We start from the raw sequence: 21,220 nt of genomic DNA, 5'->3' as shown, positions 1-21,220 counted from the left end.
ATCTTCAGCGATAGGCTGTGGTCCATGATCGCCAGCCTTCTCTCCTCCAGTTCACGCTGAATCGAGTAATCTGGCAGCCAGCCAACGGCATCGCCTTTCAGGATCATTCTTTTCAGTAACTCGCTCATCGATGAAACAAAGGTCAGAATAAAGGTGGTATTGGGTATGCGATCAATGACCTGATTAACCTGGCGACCCATATAACTGTCATTGGCATATTTGACCAGCGGCAGTGTGTCGCCATTAATAGAGAATATCGGCTTACCGTGCTGATCACAGGGTGAGACCAGATGCAGAGCGGAATCGAAAATTTTATGGTTGATGAACGGGTAATTCATCAACTCTTCGTTATAAAAGGACAGGATAAAATCACTTTTCCCCTCCTTCAGGTTAAATACCGCATCATTGACGTTAATCGATTCAACAAAAAACACCTTGTCCGGGCTGTCGCGGTAATCCGCTAAGATGTCGGGCAGCAGCAGGACGGAAAGTGAAGGCGCCGCATCGATACGGATACTTTGCTTTAACTTATCTTCCCCCTTGATTCGACTAATCTGGAAGTCCATATCGTCAAGCATGTTTCTGGCATAGCCGACAAATATCCTGCCCTGCGGCGTCAACTGTGGCGGGTTCACTTCACGATTAAATACGCTGAAACCCAGGTTCGATTCGAGTGCCTGAATCCTTCTGCTGAACGAGGATTGCGAAATATTTCGTCTCTCTGCCGCAAGGGTAAAGCTGCGGCATTCTTCTAATGCAATCACATCATAGAACCACTTCACTTCGAGGTTACTTAGCACGCCTTCGCTCCAATTACAGCCCCCATTTCTATGCATTTTTTACATGACAAATGATTTATATGCAATTTCTGCATCAAAAAGCCAGTGCTACTATCCATCCCCTACTCGGGTCGGCCTTTGCCGTCTCGCCATGCATCTAATGAGTCAGGGTATTTTATGAGCGCAATTAAATCTGTCATGCAACATCTCTCAAGCCTTGGCATCAACGATGTCAGCGAGATCATCTATAACCCGAATTACGAATTGCTGTTCGAGCATGAAACGTCAGCCGAGCTTACAGGCCCGGCGCGCGGAATATTAACGACGTCTGGTGCGGTGACGGTTGATACCGGCGAGTTCACTGGCCGCTCTCCGCGCGATAAGTACATCGTTCGCGACGATGTGACGCGAGATACCCTGTGGTGGTCGGATGCTGGCCTCGGGCGTAACGATAACAAACCGATGTCCACTGAAGTGTGGGCGCACCTGAAAACGCTGGTTGCCGATCACTTATCTGAGAAAGCGCTGTATATCGTTGATGCCTGGTGTGGTGCCAGTGCCGATACTCGTCTGGCCGTGCGTTTTGTCACTGAGGTGGCGTGGCAGGCGCATTTTGTCAAAAATATGTTTATCGCACCAACCACCGAAGAGCTGGCAAGCTTTAACCCGGACTTCACAGTGATTAATGGCGCCGGTTGCGTCAATCCGCAGTGGCAGGAGCAAGGGTTAAACTCAGAGAACTTTGTTGCTTTCAACCTCACAGAGAATATCCAGCTGATTGGAGGGACCTGGTACGGCGGCGAAATGAAAAAGGGGATGTTCTCAGTGATGAACTACCTGCTGCCGCTGAAGGGTATCGCGTCAATGCACTGCTCAGCAAACCGGGGTGAAAAAGACGATGTGGCGCTGTTCTTTGGCCTCTCCGGTACCGGAAAAACCACATTGTCGACCGATCCGCGTCGCCAGCTCATTGGTGATGATGAGCACGGCTGGGATGCAGACGGCGTATTCAATTTTGAAGGCGGCTGCTATGCCAAGACCATCAATCTGAAAGCGGAATCTGAACCGGAAATTTATGGCGCCATCCGCCGCAACGCGTTGCTGGAAAACGTCGTCGTTCGTGAAGATGGCAGCGTGGATTATGCCGACGGCAGCAAAACCGAGAACACACGCGTCTCTTATCCATTGTCGCACATCGAGAATATCGTGCAGCCGGTGTCTCGCGCCGGTCACCCTTCCCGCATTATCTTCCTTGCAGCGGATGGATTCGGCGTGCTCCCACCAGTATCTCGCCTGACGCCAGAGCAGATGCAGTATCACTTCTTGTCAGGCTTCACTTCCAAGCTCGCGGGCACCGAGCGCGGGATTACTGCCCCAACGCCGACATTCTCTGCCTGCTATGGTGCGGCTTTCCTGATGCTGCATCCAACACAGTATGCTGATGTGCTGCAGGAGAAAGTTGCGCAGAGCGGTGCTGAAGTGTGGCTGGTGAATACGGGCTGGAACGGCGCGGGTGAGCGTTTGTCGTTGAAAGATACGCGCCAGATCGTCAACGCCATCCTCGAAGGGGAAACTGGCGCATTGCGTGAAGAAGCACTGCCGATCTTTGGCCTCGCCATTCCGCAAGAGATTGCTGGCGTCGATGTGAACACGCTCGATCCGCGTAACGGCTGGGCATCACCAGCAGAATGGCAGGAAGCGGCCGAGAAACTGGCACAGCTGTTTATCAATAATTTCAAACAGTACAGCAACAACGAGGCCGGTGCGCGTATTGCGCAGGCTGGTCCGCAGTTGTAAATGCGCTTAGGCTTATCATTCGCTGGCACGCGGTTGCCGCTGATGTGGCGCTGAAATCTCAATAAACTCACGCTGCCCTGTGTAACATCGCTGGGCAGCGTTCTGTTTAAAAGAACAGAGAGAATGCCGGTCCTCAGGCATTCTTTATCACGATGCTGATTTGTAGCGAGCTTCTAATTTATCTAAAAAGCCAAACAGCACCAGGTCCATCTCACTGTAATCCTGTGCACGAAGTTCCTCTGGCGTGTTAACAAAGCGGTATTCAGCTGCACGGCTCAGGTCATTCTCTGAATGCGCGATCAACCTTTCAACGACCTCCCGCGTTAATTCCATATGACACTGGAAACCATAAACACGATCGGAGTAAGCAAAGATTTGGCTGATCGCTTGTCTATAAGCGATGAATACATCGGCACAACACTCTGAAAAATAGAGGGATCGCAGCGGAATCGCGATACGACAGGCTATATCGTCTAAGAGAGTTAACGTTACGAGGAAAGAGAGCCAAAAATGAATACCCGGCCTTCAGCACGATTACTCATCATTGACCCACAGCAGCGTGTTCTGTTGTTTTGTTTCACCCATAAAGCCGATGCTCTGGATGGACAACGTTATTGGGCCACACCCGGCGGAGCATTGGAAAACCATGAAAGCTGGAAACAGGCAGCTATTCGCGAACTCTTTGAAGAGACAGGCATTACACGTGCTCAGCTAGATGATCCCATCGGGTACCGGGCGTTTAAAATGCAACTACCCAGCGGCGAGGTAGTATTAGCGCAAGAGCAATATTATACAGTGCAGGTTATTCAACAGGAGATTTCAACAGCGGGATGGAGTCAGCACGAGCGGGAGGTGATGTCGGACTATCACTGGTGGAAACTGGAAGAACTGATATGCAGTGGGGAACGTTATTATCCGGAAAATTTAGCGGCTTTGCTGGAAATCGCCCAGCAGTCTGCTGCACGCTGACGGTTGCAGGCGGCAATCAAGACCGCCTTCGATAAGCCCTCTCGGCGCATCAATTCTTGTCGTTATCGCTACGGTAAATATCTGGGCGCGTGATTGTCCACGCATAATCAGGACGATTGACTGGCTCGTAGCCAAATTTCTCATATAGCCATGGCGCTGTCGTGGTGAACAACATGATCCTGCGCAGCCTGTTAAATAGAGGATGGTCATGAATGCACGTCATTAACCATCTGCCTAACCCCTCCCCCTGATGCGCTTCCAGTACATACACGTCACAGAGATAAGCAAAGGTCGCATGATCTGTTATGAGCCGGGCAAATCCGACCTGAAATTGATGATGATAGATGCCAAAGTTGAGGCTGTTTTGAACTGAAGCGGTGACGGTTTCCACGTCTATGCCTTTCGCCCATGTTGAGCGCGTCAGATACTGGTGTATCGCCTCCACATCCAATTTTGCGCTGTCTGTACTAACGAGATAGTCATTTTGATGCCATTCGTGGATTGATGGAAGCGTCACTCTTCACTCCAAATAACTTTTTCAGGGGTGCTGGAATCCTATCATAGCGGAATGACCATGGGTTCTGATGTATATTGCTTTGCAAGATCCGATGTTATTGATATCGATCCGTGTTAATTAACAGAGCGTTGGTTTTCGCTACTCTGTCATTAATCTGGATGAAAAAAATCCTGCAGAATTAAACGGGTGTTCTTTGAGGACGTTGACATGACCCCCTTTCATCAACTTACCGCCACCAGCCTGAGCGGCCAGCTTATTTCAATGGCTGATTACGCTGGCAAACTGGTTTTGGTGGTGAACACCGCCAGCCACTGTGGCTTTACACCACAATACACAGGCCTTGAAGCGCTTTATAAGAAGTACGCCGCTCAGGGGCTGATGGTGCTGGGCTTCCCCTGCAATCAGTTCGGTAAGCAGGAGCCCGGTGACGCCGACGCGATCTCACAAACCTGCCACATCAACTACGGTGTAAGCTTTCCGATGTTCGAGAAGATCGAGGTGAACGGAGCCGCTGCCCACCCGGTGTTTAGTTATCTGAAAAGCGAATTACCCGGCGTGCTCGGCGGTAGGATCAAGTGGAACTTTACGAAATTCCTCATCGGACGCGACGGTAACCCCATTAAGCGGTTTGCACCCTTTACTACGCCAGAGAAAATGGAATCAATAATAATGGCTGAACTTAAAATTTAAATGTTCCTGACACTGAACTATTCGGTTTGGTAAGACTTCCACTCCTGCAGATTAATGCAGTACATCAGGCTGGGTGGAAGCCCTTCTATGTCCGTTACTTTTTTTTAAAATTTTAGTCCTGCCTTTTCCAGCACCTTTTGAGAGGCAATATGATTTTCTCTCACTACGCCGACAATCTCGTCAAGACCAACCTCTTCAAATCCGAAGCGTAAAGCCCTTCTGGAAAGTTCAGTGGCATAGCCTTTACCCCAGGCTTCTGGCTCAAATCTATATCCTAAGTTATTTGTTTTACGCCCATCAAAATGGCTTACAAAAACCCCGCCAAAACCAATGACACGCTGCGGATTCGCTTTCTCAAAAATGGTCCAATCGCCGAAACCGTATTCCTTATCACTCTCGAGTGAGCGCATTAATTTTTCTTTCGCATAATCGATGTTGGGATACGGGCCACGCGGATTAAACTTGTGCGTTTCAGGATTGCCGTAGATTCTGAAAAGGTCGTCAAGATCCTCAGCTAAATTAAAACGATAAAGCAAGCGTTCAGACTCCCAGAACATACCGTTTACCCCTGTCATTTCATCAGAGTCCTTTACTTTAATAGATCGAAGATAAATATGACTATAGGAGGATTTTAAAAACCGCTAAATCATAGCCTCGCCCGGCAAATTGTAAATTTATGTCTATGCTGTATCTGAATCAACAGCTATGAGCTGGATTCAGCTTAACGATTTACAGCTTTTTATAATGAGAGATCAACCAAAAGTGTTTGATTTTTAAGGGAAGGGTAATGCTTAGTTTAAGACGTAAAAAGGTTAAGCCGATGCGGCTGAAGGACGTGACAATCATTGATGATGCTCGTCTGAAGAAGGCGATTACCGCCGCCGCTCTGGGTAATGCAATGGAGTGGTTCGACTTTGGGGTTTACGGCTATGTCGCGGCTGTTTTGGGCAAGGTGTTTTTCCCAGGTGCCTCTCCGGGCATCCAGATCATCGCCGCTTTGGGCACATTCTCCGTTCCGTTTATCATCCGTCCGCTAGGGGGAATGTTCTTTGGTGTATTAGGTGATAAATATGGCCGCCAGAAGATCCTCGCCATCACTATCATATTGATGACCTTCAGTACTTTCAGCATCGGTCTCATTCCCTCCTATGCCACTATCGGCTTCTGGGCACCGGTCTTGCTGCTGATTGCGAAAATGGTGCAAGGATTCTCGGTGGGAGGGGAATATACCGGCGCATCCATCTTTGTGGCGGAGTACTCACCCGACCGTAAACGCGGATTTTTAGGCAGCTGGCTTGATTTCGGTTCACTGGTTGGCTTCGTCTGCGGCGCCGGAGTGGTCGTGCTGCTCACCACCATTCTTGGCCAGGAAACGTTCAATGACTGGGGTTGGCGCATCCCCTTCTTTATGGCGTTGCCGCTGGGTTTAGTCGGCCTTTACCTGCGTCATGCACTTGAAGAGACCCCGGCATTCCAGAAACATGTAGATTCACTGGAAGAAGGTTCCAAACAAGGTTTAAGTGAAGGCCCTTCCGTTCCTTTTAAAGAGATTGCACGCAAGCACTGGCGGAATCTGATCTCCTGTATCGGCATCGTGATCACCACCAACGTGGCTTACTACATGCTGCTGACTTACGTGCCGAGTTACCTGACCCACAATCTGCACTATTCAGAAGACCGGGGTGTTTTGATCATTGTCGTTATCATGCTGGCGATGCTGTTTGTGCAACCGGTTATGGGATTACTCAGTGATAAATTTGGACGTCGTCCGTTTATCATTATTGGTAGCGTGGCCATGGTGCTGTTATCCATTCCCTCCTTCATGCTGATTACTCATCACAGTTTAGTCGCACTCTTTTTTGGTCTCCTCATTCAGGCAGTCATCCTCAACTGCCTGATAGGCGTGATGGCTTCCACTCTGCCCGCGTTATTCCCGACGGAAGTGCGTTACAGCGCGTTGGCCAGCACCTATAATATCTCCATTTTGGTGGCGGGTATTACCCCTACCCTTACCGCCTGGTTAGTGGAAGTGACGGGCAATCTTTACATGCCCGCGTGGTATTTGATGGTGGTAGGAGCGATTGGCGTGGTGACCGGTTTTACCGTGAGAGAAACCGCTAACAAACCTCTGTATGGTGATACCCCGGCGGCCTCATCCCTTGAAGAGGCTAAAGAGTTGCTGCAGGAACATCATGATGGCATTGAGCAGCGCATCGAGGATATTGATGAACAAATTGAGGCGTTGAAGATTAAGCGCCGCAATTTAGTCGCTCAACACCCCGAAATAACGCAATAAATAATAGCCGCTGCCTTCGGGCAGCGGATTTTCTTCAATCGTACTCGTCCCCCTATACGTTACCCGGCGCAGAACACTCACAACCGTCTATACTTTCAGTGAGTTGGTTAAATGATGACTCCAGATTCAATTAACGAATAACATTGAATATCGCTTTATCATGGTCGCTAATGAGTAACAAATAAACTCATTATTAGTGAGTAAATGATTTATTGATAACCGGGTTGAATACGGTTACTGAATGTTTAATTTATCTGACAACGTTAAGTTGTCAGCTGAGTATGAGGGAAAATAATGCCATCGATATTTGATGAGTTATCTGACGCCCCTTCATGGGTGCCTGCTGTGTTACTTGTCACCCTTTCGCTTGTCGCGGGTTTTTTGGCTCGCTTCCTACTGCTTAGATTTATACGTTACTGGCAGAATCGCGACAGAAAATTATTTAAGTCACTTGAAAAGCATCTTCGTGGATCCTTATTTCTGTTCATTCCACTCATGTTGATTAATGTCGGGGCTGACTATGTTAATATTCATCCCGATTCACTTTCGTTCATTACCCCCACACTGAATGTTTTTATCATATTGTCGTTATGCTCCGTGTTAATCAGGTTGACCAACGTCGCGCAGGACATGCTATTTATTCGCTATGATATTAATCTGTCAAACAACCTGCGCGCCAGGAAGATCCGCACCCAGATCATTTATGTCAAAAAGGTCGCGATTGTCCTGCTTGTGTCATTCTGCCTTTCACTGATTCTTATCAGCATTCCCGGCGTGAGAAAATTCGGCACCACCATTCTCGCAGGCGCCGGGGTGGCAGGCATCATCATTGGTTTTGCGCTGCAGAAGTCACTGGTAAATCTGTTCGCTGGCATTCAAATCGCCTTCACGCAACCGATCAAAATTGATGATGCCGTTGTGGTTGAAAATGAATGGGGCTGGATTGAGGAGATCAACCTGACCTATGTTGTGGTGCGTATCTGGGACCTGCGTCGACTGGTGCTGCCGATTACCTATTTTACCGAGAACGCCTTCCAAAACTGGACGCGCAACAATGCCCAAATATTAGGCTCGGTTTTTCTTTACCTCGATTACTCGATGCCGCTCGAACCGCTGCGTCAGCATTTTGAAAAAATTCTCAGCGAAACCAAACTCTGGGATCAGCAAACTCAGGTGCTTCAGGTGACCGATACCACTGACAAAACCATGACGATTCGTTTATTAATGACCGCACAAAACTCCCCAACGGCCTGGGATTTACGCTGCTATGTGCGCGAGAAGATGATTGAGTTTATTCAGCAGAATTATCCGCAGAGCCTTCCTAAAGTGCGGGCAACGCTGAATGGATAAGAACGGAAACTGGCGGTCCAGAACCGCCAGTTGTTCTTTAGTGCCCGCGTCGCGCCCGCATCATCGCAAGCCTGAACTGGCGGACATCTTGTGGTGTCCAGCAGCGGCAGGACAACGGTGCGGTGTCGTCAACCGCGGCGGGTAGCGGGACTTTCTCTAGCGTGCCACGATTGCAAATCGCACAGGCTAAAGTGGCGGAAGGCACGCCAAGATAGCGCGCCACCTCCGGCAAGGTCATCAGTGAAGTACGCATCATAACCTCCTCGTTGCATGTGATTTGACTGACATGGTTGAGCAGTTTTCAGCGTAATTTTATGATCGCGATCAGGTGATGAATTATTTTTGGTTAAAAAATAATCACAGCGTCATCAGCATCTCGTGCCACGCCATGCCACCGTGATCGGAATCCGAAGGTTTGATGTACTCATAACCAAACTTCTTATACAGATCAACGTGATGGGTCTTGCACATCAAATGAATGGTCCGCTTATCCATCTGCTTCATGAGCATAATGAACTGTTGCATCATCAGCGTGCTGTAACCTTTGCCCTGATACGCGGGATCGAGCACCACTGACATGATTACGACGTTAGGTGCTACAGGATCGTGCCCGATTAACTCCTTAAACTCCTCATCTGACATCACCACATCCCAGGCACAACCGGCATTGATAAAGCCAATGACTTGCCCCTCGCTTTCCAGGCACATAAAACCTTGCGGATACTGTGCAATACGGGTAGCAATTTTCTCGCGCGTGGCTGCCTCATCACCTTCGTAGGCATCAATTTCAATGGCATAGCAACGATCAACATCGGCTAAGGTGGCAATACGGAACATCAAATTCGACACAGCAGACCTCTAAACATAACATCTCGTGGACGCCATTTTAGCAGGGTGACATGGGGAAAGGTGGAGAGAATAGAGCGCTGCTTCGCAGCAGCGCGACTGTTTTAAATAACTTCCACTACCCGATTTTCCCGTGCGCTGATAAACGCAGCATCCAGTACCGCCAGTACTTCAATGGCCTGTTCTGGCGTTACCGGGGGTTCACTGCCATCGCGCACTGCTTGAGCAAAAGCTTCGTAGTAAGCGTGATAAGCACCTTGTTCGGAAGGCACGCGCTCTGAACCTTGCAGCGTATTGAGTGTGCCCCAGCGCTCAGGCTGCTCATAGCCCCAGGCAGCGAGATCGTCCGCGGGGCGTTGGCCGGCAAAAATGGCCTGTGCCTGCACATCCGTCCCCTGCGAGACAAAGCTACCGGCATCGCCATACAGACGGAACTCTCGGCAAACAAAGTGATTCAGTTTGGTGGCGGAAAGATAGGATGTAGTCCCATTGTGGTGCGTCAGCGTCAGCACAAAGCTGGCATCAGTCGGTCCTTCCGGCAGATCGATAATATCCAGCTGAGCATAAACCGATGCTACTGGCCCCAGCAGAAACAGTGCCTGGTCGACGATATGACTGCCCAAATCACGCAGCAGGCCGCCGGTTTCGCCGCCTTCAAGGGTATTGGCATCGTCAAAATCCATACGATTATGCAAACGCCATACTTTTCCCACCCGATTTTGCTCAATCAGTTTTTTCAGCGTGCGCACATCATGGTCGAAACGACGGTTGTGATACACGCTCAGTACAACGCCTTTGGCTTTTGCTGCATTGGCCAATTCACGCCCCGTTTTCGCATCGGGTGCAAAGGGTTTGTCGGCGATCACCGCCACACCTGCGGCGATGGCTTCCAGTACCAGTTCGCGGCGTGTTTGCGGTGGGGTGGTAATGGTGACAGCATCGACACCCGCCGCCAACATGTCGGTCAGGCTGGCATAAATCGGAATGTCGGGAAAATCCGCTTTCACGCGTGCGATAGTGGCTGGCGCACGCGCCACAATGCCCGCTAACTCGACGCCTTCAGCCGCATTAATAAACGGTGCGTGAAAATGCTTACCGCCCGTTCCATAGCCCACGATACCGATTTTCATGCTGCCTCCTTGTGTCAGATAAGAGTTGTAAGGCAATCAGTAATAACATAATCGCAACAACTAAAACTGCTCACTCACGCAAAAAATGGCACAAAAATATCATTTTTAGGAAAAATGGCTTTACTGTGCCGCAGGGAAGTTGCGTTTTATCGGCGCAAAGTCACTGGCGTTTTTGCCTAACAATCGCTGTGGGCGGAATTCTGTCAGTAGCTCACTGGCCTGATCCTGCACCAGCTCCTGCGCCACCAGCTTGCCAATCAACGGTGACAGCGTGATGCCACTGTGTGTGACTGCCACATAAACACGTTGCTGAGGCGTGACGTAGCCGATGGCAGGTAAACCATCCGCCGGTCTGGCGCGTTGACCAATCACAATATTCTCAATCTGCAATTCACCTGCATCTGCAAACAACGCGTGGTAGCGATCGCGAAACGCCTGAGCAATCTCGCCATGGCACGAAGGGGGGGCAGCAGGATCGGCAAGGTCATCCAGCGCCAGCGCCTGCAACAGCAATCGCCCGCCGCCGTCCGGACGCACATTAAGCTGAGGGGAGATTAAATTGGTTGCCAGCGATAGCGGCTGTGGCGCCGTGCGTGCCAGGAAACTACAGGCCACCGCGTTGGGTTTGCTGGTATCAAGCAGCGCCAAATCAAGATTAAGGGTGTTAAGCAATTGATTGGCCCAGCGCCCGGTGGCAATCACCACGCGATCACCCTGCCACTGTTTACCGTTTGTCAGATGTAACGTCACACCATCAACGTGTTCGCTAAGACGTTCAATGGCGTGATGCTGATGTAAAATCGCTCCGTTGGCACGCGCTTCAGACCAGAGTCGCGAGAGATACAGCGCAGGATGCAATACTGATTCGGTTGGAAAGTGCCAGATACTTCCACTTACAGCCTGTGAACGCAGTTCCGGCACTTCACGCTGCAACGCATCCGGGGTGACCTCGTGCGCTGGGTAGCCCAGCGATTGCAGTGAGGTGACGCGTTGATGCAATCTCTGTTGCGCATCCCCCTCTGCCGCCCACTCCCATGTGCCGCAGGTCTCCAGCCAGCGCAGTCCATTCGGTTGCGACAGCTGCAACCTGGCATGCTCCTCCATAGAAAGCGCATTGAGTTGGTGATAGCTAAGGGGTTGTTTACCGTTGGAGTTGACCCAGGCGAAGGTGCTGCTGCTGGTGCCGGCACCGATATGTTGCTGTTCAAAAACCGTGACCTGCACGCCCTGCAAGGCTAATGCGCGCGCCACCGCTAATCCGATGACGCCAGCGCCCACTATCGCAATCTTTTGAGTTGTCATGAATGGCTCCTGAATGAAGGGGCCTATCATAACAACGTTCATCGGCAGAGATTGCAATTGCTATATAACTCTTACTGCGAAGGATATAAGAAAATCCTCTGATGTCAGAGATTTAATTTATATCGTCGTCAGCATTTTCCCATTTGAGAAATATGCCAGCAAATTCTCCAGCACATTATTCGCCATGCCTTCACGGGTTTCATGGGTGGCACTCGCAATATGTGGGGTTAATAACACATTATCTAATTCACGCAGCGCAGGATGAATAACCGGTTCTTGCGGGAAAACATCCAGCGCGGCGCCTTTTATTACACCCTGCTGCAATGCCTGGATAAGATCGTTTTCATTCACCACCGTGCCGCGAGCGATGTTGATCAGCACACCCGATTTCCCCAACGCCGCCAGCACTTTTGCGTCCACCAGCTGGATATTTTCCGGGCTACCCGGCAGCGCCAGTACCAGGAAATCACTGCATGCCGCCAACTGTTCGATGCTCTCACAGCGTTGATAAGGCACATTTTTCTGGCTACGCGCAGTATAGGCTATCTCCATGCCGAATGCTTCTGCACGGCGGGCGATGGCCAGCCCAATCGCGCCCAAGCCCGCGATACCCATGCGTTTTCCGCTGGCCTTACTGGAGAGTGAAGCGCCGGTATTTTCCCACGCACCAGAGCGGGCGAATTGATGGTAGGCCACCAGATTGCGCGAGAATGCTAACGTTAGCGTCATGGCTAAATCGGCAACATCATCGGTGAGAATATCGCTGGTAATGCTGACCTGAATAGCATGTGCAGCAGTGTAATTCAGGTCGATACGGTCAGTACCCACACCAAACACCGCAATGGCTTTACAGGCAGGCAACTGTTCAAGAATAGCCGTTTCCACACCGACGTCACCGCGCGTCACTATTCCCAGGATCTCTTTGCCCTGACGCTGAAGAAATAGCGCAGCATCCTGCTCATCATATAAACGATGGCAATGAAAATGTTGCGAGAGTTTTTCGTCCAGCTGCGGCATCAGTGGCTGGATAATCAAAATGTGGGGTTGCGTAGACATCATTATTTTCCCGGATGGATAAGCATGTCGTTTCAGACTACCGGATGAATTTATGTTACGGCACCCTTGTTACTTTTTTCGCTAATAAGATCACGGGGAAAGTGAAATGAATCCCGGTGGACAATCAGGTTTTATTTCGGATCTGTTTACAGCGTAATGCGTTGAGCACGCTGGCGAACTCACCTTACGCAGTCTACGGTTAATAAAAAAACCATAACAATTCAACTTACCATGGAAAGCCGCTATGACCGCCCATGTCGATATCACAGCAAGCCAGGAACACGAACTTCACTCTTTGCAGCAATTATTGCAGGCGCATCTTGAGCAATTGCTGCCGGCGGGCCAGCCAGGCGATCAGGTTCGTGCCGCCATGCGCGCCGGTGCACTGGCACCGGGTAAACGCATTCGTCCGCTGCTGCTGCTGTTGGCTGCGCGAGATATGGGCTGCAAAGCATCACAACATGGCATTCTTGATCTCGCCTGTGCGGTAGAAATGGTACATGCCGCGTCGCTGATCCTCGATGATATTCCCTGCATGGATAATGCGCAGATGCGACGCGGACGTCCAACGGTGCATCGCGAATTTGGCGAAAGCGTGGCGATTCTGGCGGCGATTGCCCTGCTGAGCCGCGCCTTTGAAGTGATCGCCATCGCACCGGGTTTAGCCGCCCTGCAGAAAGCAGAGGCGATTGCGGAACTCTCTTCTGCCGTGGGTTTACAGGGCCTGGTACAAGGCCAATTCCAGGATCTCCAGCACGGCGCGCAAACGCGTAGTGCGGAAGCCGTCGCACTCACCAACGAACTGAAAACCAGCGTGCTGTTCCGTGCCACCTTGCAGATGGCAGCGATTGCTGCGGAAGCAACCCCTGCCATGCGCCAAAAACTCAGCTATTTCGCGCAGGATTTAGGTCAGGCTTTCCAACTGCTCGACGATCTCGCGGACGGCAGTAAACACACGGGCAAGGACATCAATCAGGATCAGGGTAAATCAACGCTGGTGCAGATGTTGGGGGCCGAAGGTGCTGAACGCCGCCTGCGTGACCATCTGCGCAGTGCCGATGCGCACCTCGCCTGTGCCTGCCATCGTGGTATCGCAACCCGTCAATATATGCACGCCCTGTTTAATCAACAGCTGGCGATGTTTCACTGACCGCGGTATTGCCAATGGGGCACTTTGCCGTTATTGCGCCGCCACTGTATAGCCATTTCCACGCGCTGCAGGCGTTATCACAAGTATTGATTGCGCGCGGTCATCGCATCACCTTTGTGCAACAGCAAGATGCACGCCACTTGCTGAGTGATGGAGGCGTAGGATTCAGCGCCGTGGGTGAACATAGTCATCCAGCCGGTTCGCTAGCACGGCTGTTACAGCATCTGGCTTCCCCTCTTGCGTTATGGCGGGTGATCGGTGATATCGCCGCCAGCACCGATATGTTGTGTCAGGAACTGCCTGCGCGTTTAACATCGTTGCAAGTCGATGGTGTGATTGCCGATCAGATGGAAGCGGCGGGTGGATTAGTGGCAGAAGCGTTGCAGCTCCCCTTTGTTTCAGTGGCCTGCGCGTTGCCGGTGAATCGCGAACCAGGCATTCCGCTGGCGGTGATGCCGTTTCAATTTGGTCAGGATGAAAAATCACTGCAACGTTTTCAGACCAGCCAGGATATTTATGATCGCCTGATGCAGCGCCATGGCGCGGTGATCAGCCACCATGCGCAACGATGGGGTTTGCCCGATCGCCACAGCCTGCATGAATGTTTGTCACCGCTGGCGCAGATTAGCCAGCTCGTTCCGGCATTTGATTTTCCGCGCCAGCATCTGCCCAGCCATTTTCACGCTGTGGGTCTGCTGCACGCATCGAATCCTCCCCGCAGTGCCAGCGCGCCCTGGCCTGAGATGCGGCAACCGGTGGTGTATGCCTCTTTCGGTACATTACAGGGCCACCGTTTTCGCTTGTTCCTGCATCTGGCACAAGCGTGCCGCAACCAACAGCTCTCGTTGGTGATTGCCCATTGTGGCGCTTTGGACGCCAATCAGGTGCAGCAGCTGGAGCGCGCCGGTGCGGCGTGGGTGACGGATTTTCTCGATCAGCCAGCCGCGCTGCAACATGCGCAGCTGTTTATCACCCATGCCGGACTCAACAGCACGTTAGAGTCATTGGAATGGGGCACCCCGATGCTGGCGCTACCGCTGGCCTTTGACCAACCCGGCGTGGCATCACGCATTATCTGGCACGGCGTCGGTCATCGTGCCTCTCGCTTTAGCCGCGTGCACCAGCTTGAACAGCACCTGCAGCAACTGCTGGCGGATGACAACTATCGGCTGCGCATCTCGCCGATTCAGGCGCAGCTACAGCGCGCAGGGGGTTGCCAGCGCGCCGCGGATATCGTTGAGCAGGCACTCGGTCAGCAATGTGTAGTGCGGGCGGAGGCGACCTGATGCCCGAACATTATGACGTGATTTTAGTGGGTGCCGGACTGGCTAATGGCTTGATCGCGCTACAGTTGCGCCAGCGCCAACCCCAGTTGCGTATTCTGATGCTGGAAAGTCACACGCACCCGGCGGGCAACCATACCTGGTCATTCCATCAGGATGACCTCAGCCCCGAGCAACTTCAGTGGCTGCAACCGTTGATTACCTATCGCTGGTCCGGTTATCAGGTGCGTTTCCCCACATTGCGCCGAAATCTCAGTAGGGAGTATTGCTCAATCACCTCTGCGGATTTTGCCCGGCGGCTTTATGAGGTGATGGCGGAGGACCTCTGGACCGATACCCCCGTGAAAGAGGTGCAACCCACACAGGTTACCCTTACCGACCATCGCGTACTGCATGCTGCGGTGGTGATTGATGGTCGCGGCCTGCAACACACGCCGCATCTGCAACTGGGCTATCAAACCTTTGTCGGTCAGGAGTGGCATCTGGCGAGGCCTCACGGTTTAACGCAGCCGATCTTGATGGATGCGACAGTGGATCAACAACAGGGCTACCGTTTTGTCTACACCTTACCGCTCAGTGCAGATCGTCTGTTAATCGAAGATACGCACTACATCAATCAGCCAACGCTGGCAGAACACACTGCACGGCAGAATATCGCCGACTACGCCAAGGCGCATCACTGGAGATTGAGCCTTCTGCTGCGTGAGGAGCAAGGTTCGCTGCCAATCACATTGAGTGGCGATATTGATGCCTTCTGGCAGCAACAGCGTGGTCAACCTTGCAGCGGGTTGCGTGCGGGCTTGTTCCACGCCACCACGGGCTACTCGTTGCCCACGGCCCTGGCGCTGGCAGAACGCATTGCCCAACTGTTGCCTTGTGATGCGGCAACGCTCAGTCGCGACATCGAACAGTTTGCACGCGAGCAGTGGCGAACACAGCGTTTTTTCAGATTGCTCAATCGAATGCTGTTCTTAGCCGGACGCCCGGAACAGCGCTGGCGTGTGATGCAGCGCTTTTATCGGCTGGATGCCGGACTAATCAGCCGTTTTTACGCCGGGCAGCTTCGGCTCAGCGATAAAGCGCGCATTTTATGTGGCAAACCGCCCGTGCCGATAGGTGAAGCGGTGCGCGCACTGATGACGACCTCTTCTAAACCAGGGAAGAAATAATGACACGCACTTATGTGATTGGCGCCGGTTTCGGCGGCCTGGCGTTGGCTATTCGGCTACAGGCAGCCGGTATTCCCACCACGCTGCTGGAGCAGCGCGATAAACCCGGCGGACGTGCCTACGCATGGCAGGAACAGGGCTTTACTTTTGATGCCGGGCCGACAGTGATCACCGATCCGACGGCGATTGAAGAGCTGTTCACGCTGGCGGGCAAATCGCTCAGTGATTATGTCGAATTGATGCCGGTCACGCCTTTCTATCGCTTATGCTGGGAAGACGGCAAACAGCTCGACTATGACAATAATCAGCCTTTGCTGGAGCAGCAAATTGCCCGCTTCAACCCGGCCGATATCGCAGGCTATCGGCAGTTTCTCGCCTATTCACGCGAGGTGTTCAAAGAGGGCTATCTCAAGTTGGGGACTGTGCCTTTTTTGCATTTCCGTGACATGCTGCACGCAGGCCCTCAGTTAGGGCGCTTGCAGGCCTGGCGCAGCGTTTACAGTATGGTGGCGAAATTTATACAGGACGATCACCTGCGCCAGGCATTCTCTTTTCACTCGCTGCTGGTTGGCGGTAATCCTTTTGCAACGTCCTCGATCTATACCTTGATTCATGCGCTGGAACGCGAATGGGGCGTATGGTTTCCGCGTGGCGGCACCGGTGCGCTGGTGCAAGGCATGGCAAAACTATTTACCGACCTGGGTGGCGAATTGTTGCTCAACGCCGAAGTGAGTCAGCTGGAAACCGAGGGCAACCGCATAAGTGGCGTGCAGTTGAAAGATGGCCGCCGGTTTGCAGCGAATGCGGTGGCGTCGAATGCCGATGTCGTGCATACCTATGATCGGTTGCTGCGCGGGCATCCTGCCGCCAGCAAACGTGCCGCCTCGCTGAAGCGTAAACGCATGAGCAATTCGCTGTTTGTACTCTATTTCGGTCTGAATCACCCGCATTCACAGTTGGCGCATCATACCGTGTGCTTTGGCCCGCGCTATCGTGAGCTGATCGACGAGATTTTTAACAGCAGCCAGCTTTCAGACGATTTTTCGCTTTATCTGCATGCACCCTGCTCCAGCGATCCCTCACTGGCTCCGGCAGGCTGTGGCAGTTTTTACGTATTGGCACCGGTGCCGCATCTCGGCACGGCGGCGATCGACTGGCAACAGGAAGGACCGCGTTTACGCGATCGCATTTTTGCTTATCTGGAGGAGCACTATATGCCGGGACTACGTCAGCAACTGGTGACGCACCGCATGTTTACGCCGTTTGATTTTCGCGACACGCTGCATGCCCATCAGGGTTCAGCGTTTTCGCTGGAACCGATTTTGACGCAGAGCGCATGGTTCCGCCCGCACAATCGCGATGCGGATATCGCCAACCTCTATCTGGTGGGTGCTGGCACACATCCCGGCGCCGGGGTACCCGGTGTGATTGGCTCGGCGAAAGCCACTGCGCAATTGATGCAGGAGGATCTCGCTGGATGAATCGCCAACCCCTGTTAGAACAGGTGACTCAGACCATGGCGGTGGGCTCAAAGAGTTTTGCCACCGCCGCGAAACTGTTCGATGCGCCCACGCGGCGCAGCACGCTGATGCTGTACGCGTGGTGTCGCCACTGTGATGACGTGATTGATGGACAAACGCTGGGCGAAGGCGGCACACAGCATGTGGTGGAAGATGCCGAAGCGCGCATGCTGCATCTGCAAATTGAAACCCGCCGTGCTTACAGCGGTGCGCATATGGATGAACCCGCATTCAAAGCGTTCCAGGAAGTGGCGTTAATTCACCAGTTGCCGCCACAGTTGGCGTTTGATCACCTGGAGGGCTTTGCGATGGATGCGCGTGAGGCGCGCTACGTGACGTTCGATGATACTTTGCGCTACTGCTATCACGTCGCGGGAGTGGTGGGCCTGATGATGGCCCGCGTGATGGGCGTCCGTGACGAAGCGGTGCTGGATCGCGCCTGCGATCTGGGGCTCGCCTTCCAGCTCACCAACATTGCCCGCGACATCGTCGAAGATGCGCAGAACGGGCGCTGCTATCTGCCGCAAAGCTGGCTGGATCAAGCTGGCTTAACCGGCCAGAATCTTGCCGATCCGCAACATCGCGCCGCCCTGGCGCCACTGGCCGCGCGACTGGTGAGCGAAGCAGAACCCTATTATCACTCTGCTCGTTCCGGCTTACCTGGGTTGCCGCTGCGTTCCGCGTGGGCTATCGCCACCGCACGCGGTGTCTATCGTGAGATTGGGGTGAAAGTGCAACATGCGGGCGAACACGCCTGGGATGCGCGACAACGCACCAGCAGCGGAGAAAAACTGGCGCTGCTGGTAAAAGGTGCTGGATTGGCGCTTACTTCGCGTTTGGCTCGTCCGGAGTCGCGTCCTCAGGGGTTATGGCAGCGTCCGCGTTAGCAGATTTGTGACGCTGTCGCAGCGCCGCCTGCAACTTAGGTAACGGCGGCGCATAGAGAAAGCCGAACGAAACACATCCTTCCCGCCCTCGCACCGCATGATGCATGCGGTGCGCCATATACAGACGCTTGAGATAGCCTTTGCGCGGAATATAGCGGAACGGCCAGCGTTGATGCACCAGTCCGTCATGCACCATGAAATAGAGTGCGCCGTACAAGGTTACGCCCGCACCAATCCATTGCAGCGGCCAGTAGCCGTTTACGCCGATGTAGATCAGCGCAATCGCCATGAACATAAACACCACGGCGTAGAGATCGTTGAGTTCAAATTTGCCTTCGTGTGGTTCATGGTGTGACAAATGCCAGCCCCAGCCCCAACCGTGCATGATGTACTTATGCGACAGTGCCGCCACCACTTCCATCACTACCACTGACGCCAGCAGGATCAGCGTATTCCATAACCAGAGCATCGTGCATCCATTTGTGTTGAACAGAGGCTTTAAAGGTGGACGCGGATAGGTGGAGAGGCAAGTCACCAGCATTTATTTTTGTAAGATTGAAGACAATTGCCTTTTCATCCATACTCACTCGCAGTGCAACACGTGTATTCAACACGGGGGATTCATGCCTGATACCAGTGTTAACCAAAAGAAAACCGTCAGCGTTACCGTCGAACCAATGCTTTTACAACAGGCCAGAGATGCCGGTTTAAACTTATCCGCGATTCTGAGTGAAGCATTGCGACAAGAAGTACGGATAGCTGCTGCAAAAAAATGGAAACATGAAAATAGCGCCGGTTTACAGGAACTGAACCGCATAACCGAAGAGCATGGTTTATTGTCCGATGAATACAGGACGTTCTAAAAAATGCAGTACATCATTTATAACAACACCAGTAAAAACAGTGCTTACCCTTATCTGGTCGATGTCCAAAGCGATATCATAGATGAGCTCACGACGCGTATTGTTATTCCCTTGTATCCCATGAATCGACTTCAGGCTGGCCAGGTAAAACGGCTTAATCCTGTTATCGAAATTGAGGGAGAAGGATATCTCGTCATGACCCATGAAATGGCAAGCGTGCCCGTATCATTGTTAGGAAAACAGGCGATGGATGCCCGCCCTTATCGCCAGCGAATCAAAGATTCTATTGATTTTATCTTTGATGGATTTTGAGACTTTACATGTCAAGCATCCCTCGCTAGTATCCCCCCTCCTCAGCGGAAATGAACTGCTGCGTAAGCGTTAACGTCAATCAACGCACCATATGCAGAATCGTTCTGCCTCAATTCTATGGTGCGCAAAATATGTCCCATACCGCGATAACCCAAAATCCAGCCCTGCGACGCGCGGGTTTTTTCCTGTTTTTATTGCTGCTTACCGCTGCCAATCTGCGCACGCCGATTACCGCCACCGGTCCCATACTGGAGAATATCCGCGCCAGTTTTGGACTGAGCGCCAGTGCCGCAGGTGTGATCAACTTTTTACCGCTGCTGATGTTTGCCACGCTGGCACCGCCGGCTGCCTGGTTTGGTAATCGCTTTGGCCTGGAACGCAGTTTGTGGGGTTCGCTGCTGCTGATCACGCTGGGGTCGTTGCTACGCATTACCGGCAGTGAAAATGCCATGTGGGCAGGAACCCTTATTCTGAGTTCCGGGATTGCCGCCGCCAATGTCCTGTTGCCACCGCTGATCAAACGTGACTTTACTGAGCACACGGCACGCTATATCGGGTTGTATGCCATGGTGATGGGGATTTCAGCCAGCATTGCATCGGGCATTGCGGTGCCGCTGGCCGAAATGAGCTCCGCAGGTTGGCGTCTTTCACTCGCGGTATGGCTTGTGCCGGCATTTATCGCGCTGCTCGCCTGGCTACCTTACCTGAAAACATCGGGGCCGCAGGTGCACGCAGCAGCACCCCACAGCGTGATGCGATCGCCCTGGCGCTCAGCATTGGGCTGGCAAGTTTCGCTGTTTATGGCCAGTCAGTCACTGCTGTTTTATACCCTGATTGGCTGGTTCACGCCGTTTGCGCAAGACAACGGTATTAGCCAGATTGAGGCAGGCGGCATGCTGTTCATCTATCAGATTGTGGCCATCGTCTCCAATCTTGCCTGCATGAGTGCCCTTAAACGACTGCGCGATCAGCGCGCTATTGGCTTTGTCGCTTCATTCCTGATTTTTGTCGCGGTGGGCGGCTTGCTGCTGCTGCCTGCATGGTCACTTTTGTGGCTGATTCTGGCTGGATTGGGCGCGGGCGCATCGCTGGTGATCAGCCTTTCACTGTTTAATCTGCGCACCCGGGATCATCGCCAGGCATCAAAACTCTCCGGCATGGCACAGTGTGTCGGTTACGGGCTGGCGGCACTTGGCCCGCTGTGTTTCGGTATGCTGCACGATGCCAGCGGCAACTGGCTGGTGCCGCTGATCATGTTGCTGGCGGTCACTGTGGTTCAGATGATGATGGCGTTACTGGCGGGC

General features: G+C 52.5%; 21 protein-coding genes and 2 pseudogenes. 13 read left to right on the top strand and 10 right to left on the bottom strand.

The genetic code is table 11. The annotated features are described in order from the left end of the window. The coding region (locus tag VH86_RS22370; protein WP_045834157.1) for a LysR family transcriptional regulator at positions 1-800 on the bottom strand (800 nt) is incomplete at its 3' end. 156 nt (positions 801-956) lie between these two features. On the opposite strand from VH86_RS22370, the gene pckA reads away from it, so the two are divergent. Further along, complete coding sequence (gene pckA / locus VH86_RS22365) at positions 957-2,576, top strand: phosphoenolpyruvate carboxykinase (ATP) (RefSeq protein WP_045834156.1); 1,620 nt, start codon at positions 957-959, stop codon at positions 2,574-2,576. A 147-nt stretch (positions 2,577-2,723) separates the two neighbouring features. Here the strand turns inward: pckA and VH86_RS25320 are convergent. After that, positions 2,724-2,954: pseudogene (locus VH86_RS25320) on the bottom strand (glutamine amidotransferase); the annotation flags it as partial. A 132-nt stretch (positions 2,955-3,086) separates the two neighbouring features. Here VH86_RS25320 and VH86_RS22360 point away from each other — a divergent pair. Further along, positions 3,087-3,545 (top strand): NUDIX hydrolase, encoded by a 459-nt coding sequence (locus VH86_RS22360; RefSeq protein WP_045834155.1) that lies wholly within the window; start codon positions 3,087-3,089, stop codon positions 3,543-3,545. A gap of 49 nt (positions 3,546-3,594) precedes the next feature. Here the strand turns inward: VH86_RS22360 and VH86_RS22355 are convergent, their stop codons facing one another. Then, entirely contained in the window at positions 3,595-4,062 is a 468-nt protein-coding gene (locus VH86_RS22355) for a GNAT family N-acetyltransferase (RefSeq protein WP_045834154.1), read from the bottom strand. A 207-nt stretch (positions 4,063-4,269) separates the two neighbouring features. Here VH86_RS22355 and VH86_RS22350 point away from each other — a divergent pair, with 207 nt between their 5' ends. After that, the gene (locus VH86_RS22350) at positions 4,270-4,752 is read left to right on the top strand and encodes a glutathione peroxidase (protein ID WP_045834153.1); all 483 of its coding nucleotides are present in this window, start codon (positions 4,270-4,272) and stop codon (positions 4,750-4,752) included. A gap of 17 nt (positions 4,753-4,769) precedes the next feature. Here VH86_RS22350 and VH86_RS22345 read toward each other — a convergent pair. Continuing rightward, positions 4,770-5,309 (bottom strand): annotated as a pseudogene (locus VH86_RS22345) (GNAT family N-acetyltransferase). A 230-nt stretch (positions 5,310-5,539) separates the two neighbouring features. Between VH86_RS22345 and proP the strand changes: the two are divergent. Both proP and VH86_RS22335 read left to right on the top strand, forming a co-directional pair. Beyond that, positions 5,540-7,048 (top strand): glycine betaine/L-proline transporter ProP, encoded by a 1,509-nt coding sequence (proP, locus tag VH86_RS22340; protein ID WP_045834152.1) that lies wholly within the window; start codon positions 5,540-5,542, stop codon positions 7,046-7,048. A gap of 294 nt (positions 7,049-7,342) precedes the next feature. Then, positions 7,343-8,398, top strand: a complete 1,056-nt coding sequence (locus tag VH86_RS22335; RefSeq protein ID WP_045816174.1) for a mechanosensitive ion channel family protein — start codon at positions 7,343-7,345, stop codon at positions 8,396-8,398. A gap of 37 nt (positions 8,399-8,435) precedes the next feature. Here VH86_RS22335 and VH86_RS22330 read toward each other — a convergent pair whose 3' ends face one another. The 5 genes from VH86_RS22330 to VH86_RS22310 all read right to left on the bottom strand — a co-directional run bounded on the left by VH86_RS22330 (position 8,436) and on the right by VH86_RS22310 (position 12,735). Continuing rightward, a complete protein-coding gene (locus VH86_RS22330) occupies positions 8,436-8,654 on the bottom strand; it encodes a hypothetical protein (protein ID WP_369800373.1) in 219 nt (72 codons plus the stop codon). A 101-nt stretch (positions 8,655-8,755) separates the two neighbouring features. Beyond that, on the bottom strand, positions 8,756-9,247 hold the full coding sequence (locus VH86_RS22325; protein WP_045834151.1) for a GNAT family N-acetyltransferase: 492 nt from the start codon (positions 9,245-9,247) through the stop codon (positions 8,756-8,758). A gap of 101 nt (positions 9,248-9,348) precedes the next feature. Next, positions 9,349-10,374 (bottom strand): Gfo/Idh/MocA family protein, encoded by a 1,026-nt coding sequence (locus VH86_RS22320; protein ID WP_045834150.1) that lies wholly within the window; start codon positions 10,372-10,374, stop codon positions 9,349-9,351. 120 nt (positions 10,375-10,494) lie between these two features. Continuing rightward, a complete protein-coding gene (locus VH86_RS22315; protein ID WP_045834149.1) occupies positions 10,495-11,676 on the bottom strand; it encodes an FAD-binding oxidoreductase in 1,182 nt (393 codons plus the stop codon). Between the two features lie 117 nt (positions 11,677-11,793). Next, positions 11,794-12,735, bottom strand: coding sequence for a 2-hydroxyacid dehydrogenase (locus tag VH86_RS22310; RefSeq protein ID WP_045834148.1), 942 nt, complete (start codon positions 12,733-12,735; stop codon positions 11,794-11,796). A 241-nt stretch (positions 12,736-12,976) separates the two neighbouring features. Here VH86_RS22310 and VH86_RS22305 point away from each other — a divergent pair, with 241 nt between their 5' ends. From VH86_RS22305 to crtB, 5 genes are read left to right on the top strand one after another with little or no spacing between them, the layout of a single operon-like run. Next, positions 12,977-13,882 carry a polyprenyl synthetase family protein gene (locus VH86_RS22305; RefSeq protein WP_045834147.1) on the top strand — a complete coding sequence of 302 codons (906 nt, stop codon included), beginning with the start codon at positions 12,977-12,979 and terminating at the stop codon, positions 13,880-13,882. A gap of 14 nt (positions 13,883-13,896) precedes the next feature. Then, positions 13,897-15,168: a glycosyltransferase gene (locus VH86_RS22300; protein WP_045834146.1), complete on the top strand. Its 1,272-nt coding sequence runs from the start codon at positions 13,897-13,899 to the stop codon at positions 15,166-15,168. After that, a complete protein-coding gene (crtY, locus tag VH86_RS22295) occupies positions 15,168-16,334 on the top strand; it encodes a lycopene beta-cyclase CrtY (protein ID WP_045834145.1) in 1,167 nt (388 codons plus the stop codon). The genes VH86_RS22300 and crtY overlap by 1 nt, the downstream gene beginning before the upstream one ends. Continuing rightward, entirely contained in the window at positions 16,334-17,815 is a 1,482-nt protein-coding gene (locus VH86_RS22290) for a phytoene desaturase (RefSeq protein WP_045834144.1), read from the top strand. The genes crtY and VH86_RS22290 overlap by 1 nt, the downstream gene beginning before the upstream one ends. Further along, complete coding sequence (gene crtB, locus VH86_RS22285; protein ID WP_045834143.1) at positions 17,812-18,741, top strand: 15-cis-phytoene synthase CrtB; 930 nt, start codon at positions 17,812-17,814, stop codon at positions 18,739-18,741. Before VH86_RS22290 ends, crtB begins: the two co-directional genes overlap by 4 nt. Here the strand turns inward: crtB and VH86_RS22280 are convergent. Then, entirely contained in the window at positions 18,680-19,210 is a 531-nt protein-coding gene (locus VH86_RS22280) for a sterol desaturase family protein (RefSeq protein ID WP_045834142.1), read from the bottom strand. The genes crtB and VH86_RS22280 overlap by 62 nt on opposite strands. Before the next feature lie 154 nt (positions 19,211-19,364). Between VH86_RS22280 and VH86_RS22275 the strand changes: the two genes are divergently transcribed. The 3 genes from VH86_RS22275 to VH86_RS22265 all read left to right on the top strand — a co-directional run. Continuing rightward, positions 19,365-19,604, top strand: a complete 240-nt coding sequence (locus VH86_RS22275; RefSeq protein ID WP_045816186.1) for a type II toxin-antitoxin system CcdA family antitoxin — start codon at positions 19,365-19,367, stop codon at positions 19,602-19,604. A gap of 3 nt (positions 19,605-19,607) precedes the next feature. Then, positions 19,608-19,916, top strand: coding sequence for a CcdB family protein (locus VH86_RS22270; protein WP_045834141.1), 309 nt, complete (start codon positions 19,608-19,610; stop codon positions 19,914-19,916). Positions 19,917-20,047: 131 nt separating this feature from the next. Next, a partial coding sequence (locus VH86_RS22265; RefSeq protein WP_045834140.1) for an MFS transporter occupies positions 20,048-21,220 on the top strand: 1,173 nt, incomplete at its 3' end.

This window comes from Pantoea sp. BL1 (assembly GCF_000963985.1).
GTDB lineage: Bacteria > Pseudomonadota > Gammaproteobacteria > Enterobacterales > Enterobacteriaceae > Pantoea > Pantoea rwandensis_B.
This window is presented reverse-complemented; position numbering and strand designations above follow the sequence as displayed.

What these genes read in the sequence shown, in the direction of transcription:
- pckA (WP_045834156.1), top strand. Translation starts at nt 957, where the DNA reads ATGAGCGCAATTAAATCTGTCATGCAACATCTCTCAAGCCTTGGCATC.
- VH86_RS22360 (WP_045834155.1), top strand. Translation starts at nt 3,087, where the DNA reads ATGAATACCCGGCCTTCAGCACGATTACTCATCATTGACCCACAGCAG.
- VH86_RS22350 (WP_045834153.1), top strand. Translation starts at nt 4,270, where the DNA reads ATGACCCCCTTTCATCAACTTACCGCCACCAGCCTGAGCGGCCAGCTT.
- proP (WP_045834152.1), top strand. Translation starts at nt 5,540, where the DNA reads ATGCTTAGTTTAAGACGTAAAAAGGTTAAGCCGATGCGGCTGAAGGAC.
- VH86_RS22335 (WP_045816174.1), top strand. Translation starts at nt 7,343, where the DNA reads ATGCCATCGATATTTGATGAGTTATCTGACGCCCCTTCATGGGTGCCT.
- VH86_RS22330 (WP_369800373.1), bottom strand. Translation starts at nt 8,654, where the DNA reads ATGATGCGTACTTCACTGATGACCTTGCCGGAGGTGGCGCGCTATCTT.
- VH86_RS22320 (WP_045834150.1), bottom strand. Translation starts at nt 10,374, where the DNA reads ATGAAAATCGGTATCGTGGGCTATGGAACGGGCGGTAAGCATTTTCAC.
- VH86_RS22315 (WP_045834149.1), bottom strand. Translation starts at nt 11,676, where the DNA reads ATGACAACTCAAAAGATTGCGATAGTGGGCGCTGGCGTCATCGGATTA.
- VH86_RS22310 (WP_045834148.1), bottom strand. Translation starts at nt 12,735, where the DNA reads ATGATGTCTACGCAACCCCACATTTTGATTATCCAGCCACTGATGCCG.
- VH86_RS22305 (WP_045834147.1), top strand. Translation starts at nt 12,977, where the DNA reads ATGACCGCCCATGTCGATATCACAGCAAGCCAGGAACACGAACTTCAC.
- VH86_RS22300 (WP_045834146.1), top strand. Translation starts at nt 13,897, where the DNA reads ATGGGGCACTTTGCCGTTATTGCGCCGCCACTGTATAGCCATTTCCAC.
- crtY (WP_045834145.1), top strand. Translation starts at nt 15,168, where the DNA reads ATGCCCGAACATTATGACGTGATTTTAGTGGGTGCCGGACTGGCTAAT.
- VH86_RS22290 (WP_045834144.1), top strand. Translation starts at nt 16,334, where the DNA reads ATGACACGCACTTATGTGATTGGCGCCGGTTTCGGCGGCCTGGCGTTG.
- crtB (WP_045834143.1), top strand. Translation starts at nt 17,812, where the DNA reads ATGAATCGCCAACCCCTGTTAGAACAGGTGACTCAGACCATGGCGGTG.
- VH86_RS22280 (WP_045834142.1), bottom strand. Translation starts at nt 19,210, where the DNA reads ATGCTCTGGTTATGGAATACGCTGATCCTGCTGGCGTCAGTGGTAGTG.
- VH86_RS22275 (WP_045816186.1), top strand. Translation starts at nt 19,365, where the DNA reads ATGCCTGATACCAGTGTTAACCAAAAGAAAACCGTCAGCGTTACCGTC.
- VH86_RS22270 (WP_045834141.1), top strand. Translation starts at nt 19,608, where the DNA reads ATGCAGTACATCATTTATAACAACACCAGTAAAAACAGTGCTTACCCT.